At 72.4% G+C, this 15,427-nt stretch carries 15 protein-coding genes; 10 read left to right on the forward strand and 5 right to left on the reverse strand.

Annotated elements, in window-relative coordinates; translation table 11 throughout:
- Nucleotides 1-241: 241 nt before the first annotated feature.
- Entirely contained in the window at nucleotides 242-988 is a 747-nt protein-coding gene (locus ABZU52_RS28180) for a lytic polysaccharide monooxygenase (RefSeq protein WP_354973991.1), read from the reverse strand.
- 108 nt (nucleotides 989-1,096) lie between these two features.
- Nucleotides 1,097-1,372, reverse strand: coding sequence for an isoamylase early set domain-containing protein (locus ABZU52_RS28185; RefSeq protein ID WP_354973992.1), 276 nt, complete (start codon nucleotides 1,370-1,372; stop codon nucleotides 1,097-1,099).
- Nucleotides 1,373-1,528: 156 nt separating this feature from the next.
- Here ABZU52_RS28185 and ABZU52_RS28190 point away from each other — a divergent pair, with 156 nt between their 5' ends.
- The 5 genes from ABZU52_RS28190 to ABZU52_RS28210 all read left to right on the forward strand — a co-directional run bounded on the left by ABZU52_RS28190 (nucleotide 1,529) and on the right by ABZU52_RS28210 (nucleotide 5,245).
- Nucleotides 1,529-1,789 carry a Prokaryotic metallothionein gene (locus ABZU52_RS28190; RefSeq protein ID WP_354973993.1) on the forward strand — a complete coding sequence of 87 codons (261 nt, stop codon included), beginning with the start codon at nucleotides 1,529-1,531 and terminating at the stop codon, nucleotides 1,787-1,789.
- Between the two features lie 202 nt (nucleotides 1,790-1,991).
- Nucleotides 1,992-2,933: a DMT family transporter gene (locus ABZU52_RS28195; RefSeq protein WP_354973994.1), complete on the forward strand. Its 942-nt coding sequence runs from the start codon at nucleotides 1,992-1,994 to the stop codon at nucleotides 2,931-2,933.
- 24 nt (nucleotides 2,934-2,957) lie between these two features.
- Nucleotides 2,958-3,413, forward strand: a complete 456-nt coding sequence (locus tag ABZU52_RS28200) for a GNAT family N-acetyltransferase (RefSeq protein WP_354973995.1) — start codon at nucleotides 2,958-2,960, stop codon at nucleotides 3,411-3,413.
- Between the two features lie 117 nt (nucleotides 3,414-3,530).
- A complete protein-coding gene (locus ABZU52_RS28205) occupies nucleotides 3,531-4,628 on the forward strand; it encodes a lytic polysaccharide monooxygenase (RefSeq protein WP_354973996.1) in 1,098 nt (365 codons plus the stop codon).
- Between the two features lie 92 nt (nucleotides 4,629-4,720).
- Nucleotides 4,721-5,245: a GNAT family N-acetyltransferase gene (locus ABZU52_RS28210; protein ID WP_354973997.1), complete on the forward strand. Its 525-nt coding sequence runs from the start codon at nucleotides 4,721-4,723 to the stop codon at nucleotides 5,243-5,245.
- Nucleotides 5,246-5,476: 231 nt separating this feature from the next.
- On the opposite strand, the gene hemQ is transcribed toward ABZU52_RS28210, so the two are convergent.
- The 3 genes from hemQ to hemE are packed head-to-tail and all read right to left on the reverse strand — an operon-like array spanning nucleotide 5,477 to nucleotide 8,689.
- Complete coding sequence (gene hemQ / locus ABZU52_RS28215; protein WP_354973998.1) at nucleotides 5,477-6,178, reverse strand: hydrogen peroxide-dependent heme synthase; 702 nt, start codon at nucleotides 6,176-6,178, stop codon at nucleotides 5,477-5,479.
- Nucleotides 6,175-7,584, reverse strand: coding sequence for a protoporphyrinogen oxidase (gene hemG / locus ABZU52_RS28220; protein ID WP_354973999.1), 1,410 nt, complete (start codon nucleotides 7,582-7,584; stop codon nucleotides 6,175-6,177). The genes hemQ and hemG overlap by 4 nt, the downstream gene beginning before the upstream one ends.
- A gap of 7 nt (nucleotides 7,585-7,591) precedes the next feature.
- Complete coding sequence (gene hemE, locus ABZU52_RS28225; protein WP_354974000.1) at nucleotides 7,592-8,689, reverse strand: uroporphyrinogen decarboxylase; 1,098 nt, start codon at nucleotides 8,687-8,689, stop codon at nucleotides 7,592-7,594.
- Between the two features lie 137 nt (nucleotides 8,690-8,826).
- On the opposite strand from hemE, the gene ABZU52_RS28230 reads away from it, so the two are divergent.
- The 5 genes from ABZU52_RS28230 (at nucleotide 8,827) to ABZU52_RS28250 (ending at nucleotide 15,329) form a co-directional block, all read left to right on the forward strand.
- Complete coding sequence (locus ABZU52_RS28230) at nucleotides 8,827-9,399, forward strand: DUF3000 domain-containing protein (protein WP_354974001.1); 573 nt, start codon at nucleotides 8,827-8,829, stop codon at nucleotides 9,397-9,399.
- Between the two features lie 94 nt (nucleotides 9,400-9,493).
- On the forward strand, nucleotides 9,494-10,822 hold the full coding sequence (locus tag ABZU52_RS28235) for a ribonuclease D (RefSeq protein WP_354974002.1): 1,329 nt from the start codon (nucleotides 9,494-9,496) through the stop codon (nucleotides 10,820-10,822).
- A gap of 249 nt (nucleotides 10,823-11,071) precedes the next feature.
- Nucleotides 11,072-12,268 carry a thiolase family protein gene (locus tag ABZU52_RS28240; RefSeq protein ID WP_354974003.1) on the forward strand — a complete coding sequence of 399 codons (1,197 nt, stop codon included), beginning with the start codon at nucleotides 11,072-11,074 and terminating at the stop codon, nucleotides 12,266-12,268.
- On the forward strand, nucleotides 12,265-14,325 hold the full coding sequence (locus ABZU52_RS28245) for a 3-hydroxyacyl-CoA dehydrogenase NAD-binding domain-containing protein (protein ID WP_354974004.1): 2,061 nt from the start codon (nucleotides 12,265-12,267) through the stop codon (nucleotides 14,323-14,325). Before ABZU52_RS28240 ends, ABZU52_RS28245 begins: the two co-directional genes overlap by 4 nt.
- Before the next feature lie 170 nt (nucleotides 14,326-14,495).
- Nucleotides 14,496-15,329 carry a hypothetical protein gene (locus ABZU52_RS28250; RefSeq protein WP_354974005.1) on the forward strand — a complete coding sequence of 278 codons (834 nt, stop codon included), beginning with the start codon at nucleotides 14,496-14,498 and terminating at the stop codon, nucleotides 15,327-15,329.
- The last annotated feature ends 98 nt before the right edge of the window (nucleotides 15,330-15,427 follow it).

Here is a 15,427-nt window from a genome sequence, read left to right on the forward strand (position 1 = left end):
ATGGCGTCCCCGTCGACCGTGGGTCCGGGCGCCGCGTCCCCGGCCGCCGCCGAGCCGGCCGGGGACGCGGGGGCCGGCTGCGGTCGGGCCGACGGGCTCGACGTGGCCGGTCCGGCGCAGGCTCCGGTGAGCAGCAGGGCGGCGACCAGGGACGCCAGCGGGGTACGGCGGGGCATGCCTGTTGCTCCGTTCGGGCGAGGGCGGGCGACACGGGTGCGACCAGGGGCCGCACCCGTGCGGGTCAGACCTGAAGCCAGAGCGCCGGTACGTTCGGCGGCTCCCAGCCCGGGATGGCGGTGTGCGCCTGCCGGCAGCGGTACGTCGCCCCGCCGTAGGTGACCTGGTCGCCGACCTGGTACGCCCGACCGGCCGTCCAGGTGCCGCCCTGCGTGGGCGGAGTGGTCGGCGTGGTGGTCGGGGTGGGCCGTGGGGTCGGGGTCGGGGTGGGTGAGGGGGTGGGGGTCGGGTTCGACCCGCCGCCGCCGATCTGCACGTCGATGCAGGAGTAGAAGGCGTTCGCCGTGTCGGAGATGTTCCACACCGCGAGGATCTTCTGCCGGCCGGAGAAGCCACCGAGGTTGACGTTGTGCGACACCGTGGCGCCCGGCTGCTGGCCGTTGCCGTTGACGACGCCGACCCGGGTGTTGCCGATCCAGTACTCCCAGTTGCTGGTGGCGTGCCGGGCGGTGTTCACCCAGGTGAAGGTGAGCGAGCTGCCCACCGCTGTGGCCGGCCAGCCCCGACTGTCGTCGTTGAGGACGGCGAACTGGGCGATGCCGGCGTTGCAGCTGCGGAGGCCCTTGGGCCCTTCGACGCTCTGCGGCTCGTACTTGATCTGCCCGCAGTCGGGCACCCGGCCCTGGGCGCAGAGCGCCTGCCGGCTCGGTGGGGCGGAGACGTAGCCGTGCGCCTGCGCGGGCGCGGCGACGGTGAGGGTGGCGGCGACAGCGCCCGCCGCCACCAGCGGGACGGTCATTCTTCGACGCATCGGGTCAGCTCCTTCTCCAGGTGCGGTGAGGTGCCCCCAAAGTAATTTAAACATTGTTAACAGTAAAGACCCTCATCGATAAATGCATCGATGGCGGCGGTTTTCTTCTCAGAGTCGGAGCAGGCTGCCCCGGTCGTCGACCTGGTCGGCCGACTCGTCGTCCAACCAGACGCCGCCGGTGCCGAGGTAGCGGAACCGGTACTCCCCCGGCGGCAGCTTCACGGTCACCGTCCTGGTGCCGTCGCGGCGGGCCACCAACTCGTGCCGACCCGGTTGCCAGCCGTTGAAGGAGCCGACCACGCTCACCGGGCCGGGCGGAGCATCACCGGGCAGGCAGAACGTGACCCGGGTCTGGTTGCCGAAGAGCTTGTTGCGCTTGATCACGGTGATCCTCCGGGGGTTGCGGCGGTTCACCCGGCACAACGGGCAACACGCCGGGGCCGACACGCCGCCCGGGTGGACCGGCGTCGGCGTTCCGCCCCAACGCCATCGCGACCTGGGGGATTCTGTAGGCACTTGTCCACTTAACGGAGGTTTTCCGTGGCAACCTGCGAGGTCTGCGGCAACGACTACTGGATGGCGTTCCAGGTGCACACCGTCAGCGGCGACGTGCACACCTTCGACTCGTTCGAGTGCGCGATCCACCGGATGGCACCGATCTGCGAACACTGCCAGGTCAAGATCGTCGGGCACGGCGTCGAGGTCAACGGCCGCTTCTTCTGCTGCGCGCACTGTGCCCGCGCCGTCGAGGGCGCGGTGGGCGCCGAGGTCCGCGACGCCGTCGGCGCCCGCCCGGCCTGACCGCGCCGGCCCGGCCACCGGCCAGCGATCTGCGGTACGGTCATCGCCATGCGGTCCATCCTGGGCGTCCTGCCCCCGCCGCGCTCCTGAGCGGAGCGCCGCGCCTCTCGCCGACCGGGTGATCTGACCCGCTCGGCCATCCTGTCGTACGCGCTCCGTCGACGTCGTCCCCGTCAACGGCTCACCCTTTCGGAGCGCTTCCGTGTCCACCACCCGCACCCCGCTGCCGGCCGCCCCGGCCGCCAGCCACGCCGCCCGCAGCGGCCTGATCCAGATCACCGTCACCGGCGTGCTGTGGGGCACCACCGGCGTGGCGGTGCAACTCCTGCGCGAGGACACCGGGCTCAGCCCGGTGAGCATCGGCTTCCACCGCCTCGCCATCGCCGCGCTCGTGCTGCTGGCCTGCACCGCCGGCCGGCTCCGCACGATCGTGGCCGCCCTGCGCGCCGCGCCCGTACCGCTGCTGCTCACCGGGGTCGGGCTCGGCCTCTACCAGGCGCTCTACTTCGCCGCCGTGGCCTGGGCCGGGGTCAGCGTGGCCACCATCGTCAGCCTGGGCCTGGCCCCGGTCCTCGCCGCGGCCTGGGAGTCGGTGCACGCCCGCCGGCTGCCCGGCCCGCTGCGACTCGGCACGCTCGTCGCGGCGGTGGCCGGCCTCGTCCTGATCACCACCGCCACCGAGCACCCCGGCGCGGCGGCGCCCGCCCCGCTGCTCGGCCTGCTCGCGGCGGCCGGCTCCGGCCTCGGGTACGCGGTGACCACCCTGATCAGCCGCCAGGTCTCGCAGCGCACCGCGCCGATGACGCTGACCACCATCTCCACTGTGGTCGGCGCGCTGACCCTGGCGCCATTCGCAGTGGTCGCCGGGGTCAGCGTGCCGGTACGCCTCGACACCGTGGCGCTGCTGCTGCACCTCGGCGTGGTCACCACGGCTGTCGCGTACGCGTTGTTCTACGCCGGGCTGCGCACCACAGCGGGCAGCGTCGCGGCCGTGCTGACCCTGCTCGAACCACTCACCGCCGCGGCGCTGGCGGTGGCCCTGCTGCACGAACCGCTCCCCCTGCCGGTGATCGTCGGCGGCGTCCTGCTGCTCACCGCCGTGGCCGCCAGCTACCTCGCACCGGACCGGGCAGACACCCCGTGAACCCGCCCGACCTACCATCGGTGGATGCCCCAGCAGACCACCGAGATCCGCACGGCCTCCTTCGCCGACCTGAACACCCGCACCTTCCACGACCTGCTCAAGCTGCGCATCGACGTGTTCGTGGTGGAGCAGAACTGCCCGTACCCGGAGCTGGACGGGCGGGACGTCGAGCCGGGCACCCGGCACCTCTGGCTCACCGACGGCGGTGCGCCGCTGGCGTACCTGCGGATTCTGGCCGACCCGGACGGCACCGCCCGGATCGGTCGGGTGGTGGTGGCCCCGGCGGCGCGCGGCGGCGGGCACGCCGGCCGGTTGATGACGGCGGCGCTGGAGGTGGTGGGCAACCGGCCCTGCGTGCTGGGCGCCCAGTCGCACCTGGTCGCGTTCTACACCCGGCATGGCTTCGCGGTCAGCGGCCCCGAGTACGTCGAGGACGGCATCCCGCACACCCCGATGCGACGCGATGCCATTGACGGCTGACGATCGAGCTGGCATGGTGCCGGGTAGAGCCATCGCGGGAGCCAGCGATCAGGCGCGGGAGTGGGCAACTCCCGGCGATCCGGGTGTCGACGTCCGACCTCATCCCCCGGGGGCTCCATGTCCACTCTCACCCGATCACGACGCGTGCTCTGGCTGTTCGCCATCGCGGCGACCGCCACGCTCCTGTCGGCGACCGCACTGACCACCATCCTGGCGAGGCCCGCCTCGGCGCATGGTTCGGTCGTCGACCCGGCGTCACGTAACTACAGCTGCTGGCAACGCTGGGGCAGCGACTTCCAGAACCCCCGGATGGCCACCGAGGACCCGATGTGCTGGCAGGCCTGGCAGGCCGACCCGGCCGCCATGTGGAACTGGAACGGCCTGTTCCGCGAGGGTGTGGGCGGCAACCACCAGGCCGCCGTCCCCGACGGCCAACTGTGCAGCGGCGGACGCACCCAGAGCCCCCGCTACAACGCGCTGGACACCATCGGGGCCTGGAAGACCACAGCGGTGTCGAACAACTTCCGGCTCCGCTTCTTCGACCAGGCCAGTCACGGCGCCGACTACATCCGGGTGTACGTGACCAAGCAGGGCTTCAACGCCGCCACCCAACCACTCGGCTGGGGCAACCTGGAGTTGGCGGGCCAGATCGGCAACACCCCGGCCTCCCAATGGGACAAGGACACCGGTGGTGTCTCGATCCAGATCCCGGTCAGCGCTCCGGGACGCACCGGACGGCACATCGTCTACACCGTCTGGCAGGCCAGCCACCTGGACCAGTCGTACTACCTGTGCAGCGACGTCGACTTCGGCGGCGGGTCGACCACCCCGCCCACCACTCCCCCGCCGACGACTCCGCCGCCCACCACTCCCCCTCCGACCACCCCGCCGCCCACCACCCCGCCGCCGGCCGGGGCCTGCACGGCGACGTACCAGATCACCGGTCAGTGGCCCGGCGGCTTCCAGGCGGACGTGAAGGTGACGGCCGGCGGTTCACCGACCCGGGGCTGGTCGGTGAGCTGGAACTACGGCAACGGCCAGCAGGTCACCTCGTCGTGGAACGCGACGGTCAGCACCAACGGCACGCTGGTCACCGCGCGTAACGTCAGCCACAACGGCACCCTCGCCGCCGGCGCGAGCACCACGTTCGGTTTCCTCGGCTCGTGGAACGGCAGCAACCCGGTTCCGCTGGTCTCCTGCACCACGACCAGTTGATCCCCGTCCGGCGTCGCACCCGGGCGGGGGTGCGGCGCCGGCCGGCGGGAAATTCGATGGTGCCCGGCGGTGCGTCCGGGCACCATCCCCGCATGATCGAGATCAGGGTGCTCACCCCCGACGACTGGCCGACCTGGCGGGCACTGCGGCTGGCCGCCCTCGCCGAGGCGCCCGGGGCGTTCGGCTCCCGGCTCACCGACTGGCAGGGCGACGGCGACCGCGAGCACCGCTGGCGCGACCGGCTGAGCATCCCCGACTCCCACAACCTGGTGGCCGTCCTGGACGGACGCCCGGTTGGGATGTCGAGCGGCGTACCCACCGCGGACCCACTGGTGATGGACCTGATCTCGATGTGGGTGCGTCCCGACGCCCGCGGCAGGGGTGTCGGCGACCGCCTGGTGGACGAGGTGGCGCGCTGGGCCCGCGAGCGCGGCGCCGAGCGGCTACGGCTGTCCGTCATGCCGGACAACGCGCGGGCGAAAGCCCTCTACCACCGCGCCGGCTTCCACTTGACCGACGAGCCAGGTGACCCCATGCCCGACGGCGTACGCCGAGAACAGATCATGCTCCGCCCCCTCCACCCGCGCCCACCTCACACGGTCGCGTCAGCGGAGTGACTGTGTTCGTCAACCCCGTGCCGCCTCGTCGATCAAGGAGTTGTGGTGGTCGACAAAGCGCCCGCGCGAGACCAAACCAGGCACCACAACTCCATGATCGACGAGGTCAGGCAGTTCAGTGCGACGATCTTGCACTTTCGGTTGCCGGATCGCGGCTTATGCCCCTTTCGTCGGGGCGGGAAGTGCAAGATCGCGCGGGCGGGGGCCGGGGCGGGGCGGGGCGGGGCGGGGTCAGACCAGGCAGTTGACGATCTCGGCCACCGAGCGGCGGCGGCCGGTGTAGAACGGGACCTCTTCGCGGACGTGCCGGCGGGCGCCGGAGGCGCGCAGGTCCCGCATCAGGTCGACGATCCGGTGCAACTCGTCGGCCTCGAAGGCGAGCATCCACTCGTAGTCGCCGAGCGCGAACGAGGCCACCGTGTTGGCCCGCACGTCCGGGTAGCCGCGGGCCATCTTCCCGTGCTCGGCGAGCATCTCGCGCCGCTCGGCATCGGGCAGCAGGTACCACTCGTAGGAGCGGACGAACGGGTACACGCAGATGTAGGGGCGGGCCTCCTCGCCGGCCAGGAACGCCGGGATGTGGCTCTTGTTGAACTCCGCCGGCCGGTGCAGCGCCATCTGCGACCACACCGGGGTCAGCGCCCGGCCCAGCGTCGTGCGCCGGAACCGCAGGTAGGCGTCCTGGAGCGCGTCACTGGACGCCGAGTGCCACCAGATCATCACGTCCGCGTCGGCGCGCAGACCGGCGACGTCGTACACGCCCCGGATCACCACGTCCTTGCCGGCCAGCTCCTCGAAGAGGGACTCGACCTCGCCGATCACGTTGTCCCGCAGCGACGGCAGCGGGGCGCTGGCCCGGAACACCGACCACATCGTGTAGCGGATGCTGTCGTTCAGCTCCCGTAGCCGGGCCGCGTTGGTCTGCTCGGTCATGTCGCCGATCCTCCCAGTGCTGTGATGATCTCTTCGGCCGCCGTCTCGCCGGAGCGGACGCAGACCGGTATGCCGACACCGTCGTAGCCGGCGCCGGCCAGGGCCAGGGTGGAGTGCGCGGCCCGCAGCGCCGTCCGCGCGGCGGCGACCCGGTCGGCGTGCCCCGGCGCGTACTGCGGCAGCGCCCCGCCCCACCGCTGCACGTGCCCGTCGACCGGGGCGGGCAGCGGGGTGCCGAGCACCGCCGACAGCTCGCGGTGCACGGTGGCGGCCAGGTCGGCGTCCGGGCGCTGGAGCTGCGCCTCCTCGCCGTACCGGCCCACCGAGGCGCGCACCAGCGCCAGCCCGTCCGGCCGCCGCAGGTGCCCCCACTTCGTGGTGAAGAACGTCGCCGCCTTGATCAGCAGCCCCTCGGTGCTGGGCACCAGGAAACCGGACAGCTCGGGCAGTCGCGGCTGCGGCAACGCCAGGGTGACCAGCGCGACGCTCGCGTAGTCCAGCTCGCCGACGACAGCAGCGGCCTCCGGAGCCGGGCCGGCGAGCAGTCGCGCCGCCGGTCGGGCCGGCACCGCCAGCACCACGGCGTCCACGTCGACCAGCTGAGGGTCGCGGGTCGGGCCGACGGTGAGCCGCCAACCCGTGCCGGTCGCTGTCAACTCGCGCACGGCGGCGTCCCGCCGTACCGTCGCGCCGCTGGCCGTCACCGCCGCCTCGACCAGGCTGCTCAGCCCACCGGCCAGGGTGCCGAAGACCGGGGCGCCGGGCGCACGCGGCGCGGCGGCCTGCGCGGCCCGGACCGCGCCGACCAGGGTGTGCTCCACCCGGGCCGCGCGGGCCAACGCCGGCATCGTGGTGACCAGGGAGAGATCGTCGGCGCGGCCCGCGTACACGCCACCCAGCATGGGGTCGACAAGCCGGTCGACCACCTCGTCGCCGAAGCGGGACCGGACCAGCGCACCCACCGAGACGTCCGCGTCCGGCCCGACCAGCGGCCGACCGCCGTCGGTGTCGGCGTCCGCGGCCGGGCGGGCGACAGTGGCCACCCGCTCCAGATCCCCGGGTACGCCCACAAGCGTGCCGCCCGGGATCGGGCGCAGCCCTCCGTCGATGACCAACGCGGCCTGCCCCACCGTGGGGTGCACGATCTTCTCGGCCAGTCCGAGCCGGCGGGCCAACGCCACCGCCGCGCTCTCAGCGCCGGTCGGGTCGCGCATCAGGAACGACTCCGCGCCGAACTCCACCGGCTGACCAGCCAGTTCCCCGGTGCGCAGCTTGCCGCCCAGCCCGCCGGACTGCTCGTACACCGTGATCTCGGTGCCGGCCGGTGCGCGGTCACGCAGCCGGACCGCGGCGGCCAGCCCGGCGATCCCGCCGCCGACCACCGCCACCCGCCAGGGCTGCCGCATCGCCTTCTCAGCCCTGGTCGGCCCGGCGGCTGGACAGCTCGTGCACCAGCGCGACCACCCGGGTCAGCACCTCCGGGTCGGTCTCCGGCAGCACCCCGTGGCCGAGGTTGAACACGTGCCCCGGGGCTGCCCGGCCCTGCTCCAGGATGCGGCGCACCTCGGCCTCCACGACCGGCCACGGCGCGAGCAGCACGCACGGGTCCAGGTTGCCCTGCACCGCCTTGTCCGCGCCGATCCGGCCGGTGGCCACGTCCAGCGGCGTACGCCAGTCGACGCCGACCACGTCCGCGCCGGCCTCGCCCATCGCGCCGAGCAGCTCGCCGGTGCCCACCCCGAAGTGGATCCGGGGCACCCCGGCGTGAACGAGCCCGCTGAGCACGGTGGTCGAGTGCGGCAGCACGAAGCGGCGGTAGTCGGCCTCGGAGAGCGCGCCGGCCCACGAGTCGAACAGCTGCACGGCGGACACACCGGCCTCGATCTGCACCCGCAGGAAGGCCAGCGTCACCTCGGCCAGCCGGGCGCAGAGCGCGTGCCACAGCTCGGGATCGCCGTACATCAGGGCCTTGGTCTTCGCGTGGGTGCGCGACGGCCCGCCCTCGACCAGGTAGCTGGCCAGCGTGAACGGCGCGCCGGCGAAGCCGATCAGCGGGGTGTCGCCCAGCTCGACCACCAACTGCCGGACGGCCTCGTCCACGTACGGGACGTCGTCGCGGGTGATCGGGCGGATCCGCTGCACGTCGTCGGCGGTGCGGATCGGCTCGGCGACCACCGGGCCGGTGCCCGGCACGATGTCCAGGTCGATCCCGGCCGCGGCGACGGGCACCACGATGTCGCTGAACAGGATGGCCGCGTCCACGCCGTGCCGGCGCACCGGCTGGAGGGTGATCTCGGTGACCAGCTCCGGTCGGCGGCAGGACTCCAGCATCGGCACGCTCGCCCGGATCTCCCGGTACTCCGGAAGGGAGCGGCCTGCCTGGCGCATGAACCAGACCGGGGTGTGCGGGACGGGCCGACGCCGGCAGGCCCGGATGAAGGGCGAGTCGGCCGGTCCGCCGGGGCGGGATTCTCCGTCTCGGGCGACAGTGCCCGTGGTGTCCGTGGTCATCGCCGCAATCGTGCCACGCCCACCAGCCCCAACCGGGTGGGGGTGAGAGGAAGGGCACCGTTCCTTACGCCCGGCGCCCTTCACGAGCGTCGGCGCGCCGTCGAAGCGGGCGACGGACGGCGGCATAGGCTGCCGTCATGGCCCCCCCGATCGCGCTCCCGGAGACGTTCGCCCGCGCGGTCGCCGGGCTGCGGCCGGCCGCCCCCCGGCCGGAGATCACCCTGGAGGAGGTCGGCGCTCCCCAGCGGCTGGCCCCGTACGCGTTCGCGCTCTCCGCGACCGTGCTGCGCGACGACGACGAGGTGGCGACCGGCCGGCTGATCCTGCTGCACAACCCGGCCGGGCACGAGGCGTGGCAGGGCACCCTGCGACTGGTCACCTACGTGACCGCCGAGTTGGAGGTCGACCTGGCCGCCGACCCGCTGCTGCCCGGGGTCGGTTGGACGTGGCTGACCGACGCGTTGGACGCCCAGGACGCCGGCCACCGGGCGATCGGCGGGACGGTGACCCAGACCATGTCGACCCGGTTCGGCGATCTTGCCGGGCCACCGACCATCGGTGACATCGAGATCCGCGCGTCCTGGACGCCGATCGACGACGACCTGACCCCACATCTGCTCGGCTGGTGCGCGCTGCTCGCCTCCACCGCCGGTCTTCCCCCACCCGGTGTCACCGCCCTCTCCGACCGCCGTCCCGCCGGCGCGGCCTGATATTCGGCTTCAGAAAGACACTTTGCGGACACCTGATCGACACACGCCGGGCCGGCTGCACCCGCCGGATCTCCGCGCGCACTAGGGTTGTCAGGTGACCGACGAACCACCCCTGCGCCGTCGGCCCACCGAGGAACTTCCGGGAAACGCACCCCAGCACCCGCCGTCGGCCCAGCCGCAGCCGGCGGGCGAGGGGGCCGACCCGGCCGACGGTGGGCCCGTTCCGCTGATCGCCCCGCGTGACGGCACCCCCGATCCGGTGGCCGCCCCGGCCGAGCTTGCCGAGGTCGTAGCCCGCTTCGCGGCGGGCACCGGCCCGGTCGCCCTGGACGCCGAGCGGGCTTCCGGCTATCGCTACAGCCAGCGCGCGTATCTGGTGCAACTGCGCCGCGCCGGTGCGGGCACCGCTCTGATCGACCCGCTGCCCCTGCCCGACCTCAGCGCCCTGGACGCGGTGATCGGCGAGGCGGAGTGGGTCCTCCACGCGGCCAGTCAGGATCTGCCCTGCCTGGCCGAGGTGGGGTTGCGTCCGCGCCGACTGTTCGACACCGAGCTGGCGGCCCGGCTGGCCGGCTTCGAACGCGTCGGGCTGGCCGCGCTCACCGAGCAGTTGCTCGGGTTCACCCTGGAGAAGCACCACTCGGCGGCCGACTGGTCGAGCCGACCGCTGCCCGAGTCGTGGTTGACGTACGCCGCCCTCGACGTGGAGCTGCTCACCGACCTGCGGGACGCGCTCGACGCCGAGTTGACCCGGCAGGGCAAGTCGGCCTGGGCCGCGGAGGAGTTCGCCGCGCTGGTCCGCACCGGGGCACGCCCGCCCCGGGTCCGTGCGGAGCCGTGGCGGCGTACCTCGGGCATCCACCGGCTGCGGGGGGCTCGGGCGCAGGCCCGGGTCCGCTCGATGTGGTACGCCCGGGACCAGATCGCGGCCCGGCGGGACGCCGCCCCCGGTCGGGTGCTGCCCGACTCGGCGATCATCGCCGCGGCCGAGCTGGACCCGAAGGACGAGAAGACCCTGCTGACCCTGCCCGGTTTCGGTGGTCGGTCGGTCCGTCGGCTGGCTCGCACCTGGCTCGCCGCGCTCGACGACGCCCGGCAGCTGCCGGAGGATTCCCTGCCGGTCTCTCCGGCCGTGGAGGGCCCGCCCCCGCCGCATCGGTGGGCCGAGCGGGACCCGGTGGCCGCCGGTCGGCTGGCCCGCTGCCGGGAGGTGGTGATCCGCATCGCCGGTGAGCACAACCTCCCGCCGGAGAACCTGATCACTCCGGATTCGATCCGCCGGCTGGCCTGGACCCCGCCGGAGGAGATCACCGAGGAGTCGGTCGCGGAGACCCTGCGCGGCCTCAACGCCCGCGAATGGCAGATCGGCCTCCTCACCCCCGACCTCACCGAAGCCCTCTCCCCAAAAACCCCAACCCTCTAACCCCACCCCCTTCCTGCGGTTGATCATGAAGTTATTGCCAGCCGCGTCGGCGTGTCGTGACAACAACTTCATGATCGACCGGGGGTTGGCGTGCGGGCGCCGATGTGGGGTGGGCCACAGCTGGGGGTGGGGACGGGGTTGGTTACTGGCGAGTAGCATTCGAGCAAACGTGCCCGTGTCGGCGACCCTTGTCCGGTCCTGCGCGCCACCCGGCGCGGAGACCGAATCATGGTCGATTAGGAGGCTCAAGTGCCCCGTGAAGTTCGCGACGTCGTCTTCGTCGACGGCGTCCGCACCCCGTTCGGCAAGGCGGGTGGCATGTACGCCAACACCCGCGCCGACGACCTGGTGATCCGCTGCATCCGGGAGCTGCTGCGTCGCAACCCGCAGCTGCCGCCGGAGCGGGTCGAGGAGGTCGCCGTCGCGGCCACCACCCAGATCGGTGACCAGGGCCTCACCATCGGCCGCACCGCCGCTCTGCTGGCCGGGCTGCCCAAGACCGTCCCCGGTTTCGCCATCGACCGGATGTGCGCCGGCGCGATGACCGCCGTCACCACCGTGGCCAGCGGCATCGCCATGGGCGCCTACGACGTGGCCATCGCCGGCGGCGTCGAGCACATGGGCCGCCACCCGATGGGTGAGGGCGTCGACCCCAACCCGCGCATCATCGCGGAGAAGCTGGTCGACCCGTCCGCGCTGGTCATGGGCGCCACCGCGGAGAACCTGCACGACCTGGTCCCGCACATCACCAAGGAGCGCACCGACGCGTTCGCGCTCGCCTCGCAGCAGAAGACCGCGAAGGCGTACGCCAACGGCAAGCTCCAGGACGACCTGGTGCCGATGTCGATCCGCGACGCCGAGGGCGGCTGGGGCCTGGCCACTGTGGACGAGGCCCCCCGGGACACCTCGCTGGAGAAGCTGGCCACCCTGAAGACCCCGTTCCGCCCGCACGGCAAGGTCACCGCGGGCAACGCGGCCGGCCTGAACGACGGCGCCACGGCGAGCCTGCTGGCCGACGAGGCCACCGCCCGCGAGCTGGGTCTGCCGATCGCCATGCGGTTGGTGTCGTTCGGCTTCGTCGGTGTGGAGCCCGAGGTGATGGGCGTCGGCCCGATCCCGTCGACGGAGAAGGCGCTGCGCCTGGCCGGGCTCAGCATCGACGACATCGGCCTGTTCGAGCTGAACGAGGCGTTCGCCGTGCAGGTGCTCGCCTTCCTCGACCACTTCGGCATCGCCGACGACGACCCGCGGGTCAACCCCTGGGGCGGCGCGATCGCCATCGGCCACCCCCTCGCCTCCTCCGGCGTGCGGCTGATGACCCAGCTGGCCCGCCAGTTCGCCGAACACCCCGAGGTCCGCTACGGCGTCACCGCGATGTGCATCGGCATCGGCATGGGCGGCACGGTCATCTGGGAGAACCCGCACTGGACGGAGGGCAACAAGTGAAGGCGCCGAACGAGGTCGTCACCCGGGCGCTGCTGCGCCAGGTGAACGTGCCGGGGCTGGACCGTCCGGCCGCCCTGATCACGCTGGACAACGGCTTCGACCACACCAAGCCGAACACCTTCGGCCCGGGTGGGCTGGCCAGCCTGGACGAGGCGATCACCGCCGCGCTCGCCGCCGACCCGGCGTTCATCGCGGTCACCGGCAAGCCGTACATCTTCTGCGTGGGCGCGGACATCGTCGGCCTGCCGCAGCTCGTCGACCGCGCGCAGGCGCTGGAGATCGGCCGGCTCGGTCACCGGGTCTTCGCCCGGCTCAAGGACAGCACCGTCCCCACCTTCGCGTTCGTCAACGGCGCGGCGATGGGCGGCGGCCTGGAGTTGGCGCTGCACTGCCACTACCGGACGCTCTCCGGTGGTGCGGCGGCCCTCGCGCTGCCCGAGGTCTCCCTCGGTCTGGTGCCCGGCTGGGGTGGCACCCAGCTGCTGCCGAACCTGATCGGCATCCCCGCCGCCACCCAGGTGATCATTCAGAACCCGCTGATGCAGAACAAGATGCTCAAGCCGAAGCAGGCCGCCGAGCTGGGCATCGCGGACGTTCTGTTGGAGCCGGCGGACTTCCTGGAGCGGTCCCTGGAGTGGGCGGCCGGCGTGGTCCGGGGTCAGGTCACCGTGACCCGGCCCGAGGTCGACAAGGACATGTGGGCGGGCGTGCTCTACTTCGCCCGGGAGACGCTGAACCAGCGGCTGCACGGCGCGGTCCCGGCCGCGTACAAGGCCCTCGACCTGCTGGAGACGGCGAAGGACGCCGACTTCGCCGCCGGCACCGCCGCCGAGGACGAGGCCCTCGCGGACCTGGTCTTCTCCGAGGAGCTGCGCAGCGGCCTCTACGCCTTCGACCTGGTGCAGCGACGGGCCAAGCGCCCGGCCGGTGCGCCGGACAAGGGCCTGGCCCGCACGATCACCAAGGTCGGCATCGTCGGCGCCGGCCTGATGGCCAGCCAGTTGGCGCTGCTGTTCGCCCGCCGCCTCCAGGTGCCGGTGGTGATGACCGACCTCGACCAGTCCCGGGTGGACAAGGGCGTCGGCTACGTACACACCCAGATCGAGAAGGCCGTCACCAAGGGCCGGATGGACAAGAACACCGCCGCCAAGCTGTACGGCCTGGTCAGCGGCACTGTCGACAAGAGCGCCTTCGCGGACGCCGACTTCGTCATCGAGGCGGTCTTCGAGGACCTGGGTGTCAAGAAGCAGGTCTGGGCCGAGCTGGAGAAGATCGTCTCGCCGGAGGCGGTGCTCGCCACCAACACCAGCTCGCTGTCGATCACTGAGATGGCCGCCGAGCTGGAGCACCCGGAGCGGGTGGTCGGCTTCCACTTCTTCAACCCGGTGGCGGTGCTGCCGCTGCTGGAGATCGTCCGGGGTGAGCGCACCGACGACGTCACCCTGGCGACCGCGTTCGCGGTCGGCAAGCAGCTGAAGAAGTCCAGCGTGCTGGTGAAGGACGCTCCGGCGTTCGTGGTGAACCGGCTGCTCACCCGCTTCCTGGGCACCGTCTTCGCCGCCGTCGACGCCGGCACCCCGCTGGACGTGGCGAACAGCGCACTGGACCCGCTGGGCCTGCCGATGCGCCCGCTCGCCCTGCTCCAACTGGTCGGGCCGGCCGTCGCGTACCACGTGGGCGGCACCCTGCACGCCGCGTACCCGGACCGGTTCGGGGTCAGCGAGAACCTCAAGCGGATCGCCGACTCGGGCCAACCGATCGTGGTCGACGACCAGGTCAACGACGAGGTGGCCAAGCTGCTCGTCGTGGGTGACCAGCCGCTGACCGCCGAGCAGGTACGGCAGAACGCGCTCGACGCGCTCGCGCAGGAGATCCGGCTGATGCTGGACGAGGGCGTGGTCGCCGAGGCGCAGGACATCGACCTGTGCATGATCCTGGGCGCCGGTTGGCCGTTCCACCTGGGTGGCGTCACGCCGTACCTGGACCGGACCGGCACCTCCGAGCGGGTCACCGGGCAGCGGTTCCTGCCGCGCGGTGCGGCGAGCCTGCCGGCCTGACCGATCGCAGTACCACCGTCGCGGTGGTCGGACCGTCTCTCGTGGACGGCCCGGCCACCGCGACCGTTTGTGATCAGACAATGGCTGGTCGCGGGTATTCGCCGGGACAACGACGGGCGCTGAACCGGGTTAAGATCACGCGTTTTGCACCCTTATCTTGGAGCTGACTGATGTCCCAGCCGCCGGCCAATCCCTACGGCCCGCCGCACGACTTCCCCGACCCGTCGCAGCAGCCGGGCCAGCAGCCTGGCGGTTGGCCGCCGCCGCAGGGACAGCCGCAGCAGCCCGGTGGCTTTCCACCGGCACAGCCGGGCTTCCCGCCCGCACAGTCCGGTTTTCCGCCCGCACAGTCCGGTTTTCCGCCCGCGCAGCCGGGCCAGCCGTACGGGGACCCGAACCTGGCCGGCGGCCCGCCCCCGGCAAAGAAGTCGAACGTCGGCAAGATCGTGCTGATCGTGTTGGCCGTGGTGCTGGTGCTCTGCCTCGGCGGCGTGGCGATCACCTGGTTCGTCGTCAAGGACGACGTGGGCGCCGTGGTGGACGCCAGCAAGACCCGGGTGGTCGCGCCAGCCACCCTCGCCGGCCGGCCGAAGCTCACCGACCCGGAACTCCAGACGGCCGCCGACCAGGCGGTCAGCGGGATGAAGTCGGCGGCGCCGAACGAGACCAGCACTGTCGCCGCCTTCTACGGGGACCCGACCAAGCAGGACCTCGTCATGATCACGGGCGTGTCCGGTCTGCTGGCGGACCCGAAGAAGGAGCTCGACTCCTACGTGGACGGCCTGTCCAAGCAGCTGACGGTGGCGACGATGACGGCAGTCGACGCCGGCCCGCTCGGCGGTGAGGCGCGCTGCGGCGACGGCAAGGCCGAGTCCGTGCCCCTGGGCATCTGCGTCTGGGCCGACCGGGGCAGCCTGGGCATGGTGGTCATGTACTTCAAGTCCGCCGACCAGGCGAAGGCCGAGTTCACCGCGATCCGGGGCCAGGTCGAGCAGCAGTCCTGAGCCGTACGAGATCGCGGCCCCGGCCACCCTCGGGTGCCACGGCGGCAACTCGCTGATCATGTCCGATTGGTGCGGTGCGACGCCCTCGCCGCTGGCCT

Origin of the sequence: Micromonospora sp. NPDC005220 (assembly GCF_040607895.1) — a bacterium.
Taxonomy (GTDB): domain Bacteria; phylum Actinomycetota; class Actinomycetes; order Mycobacteriales; family Micromonosporaceae; genus Micromonospora.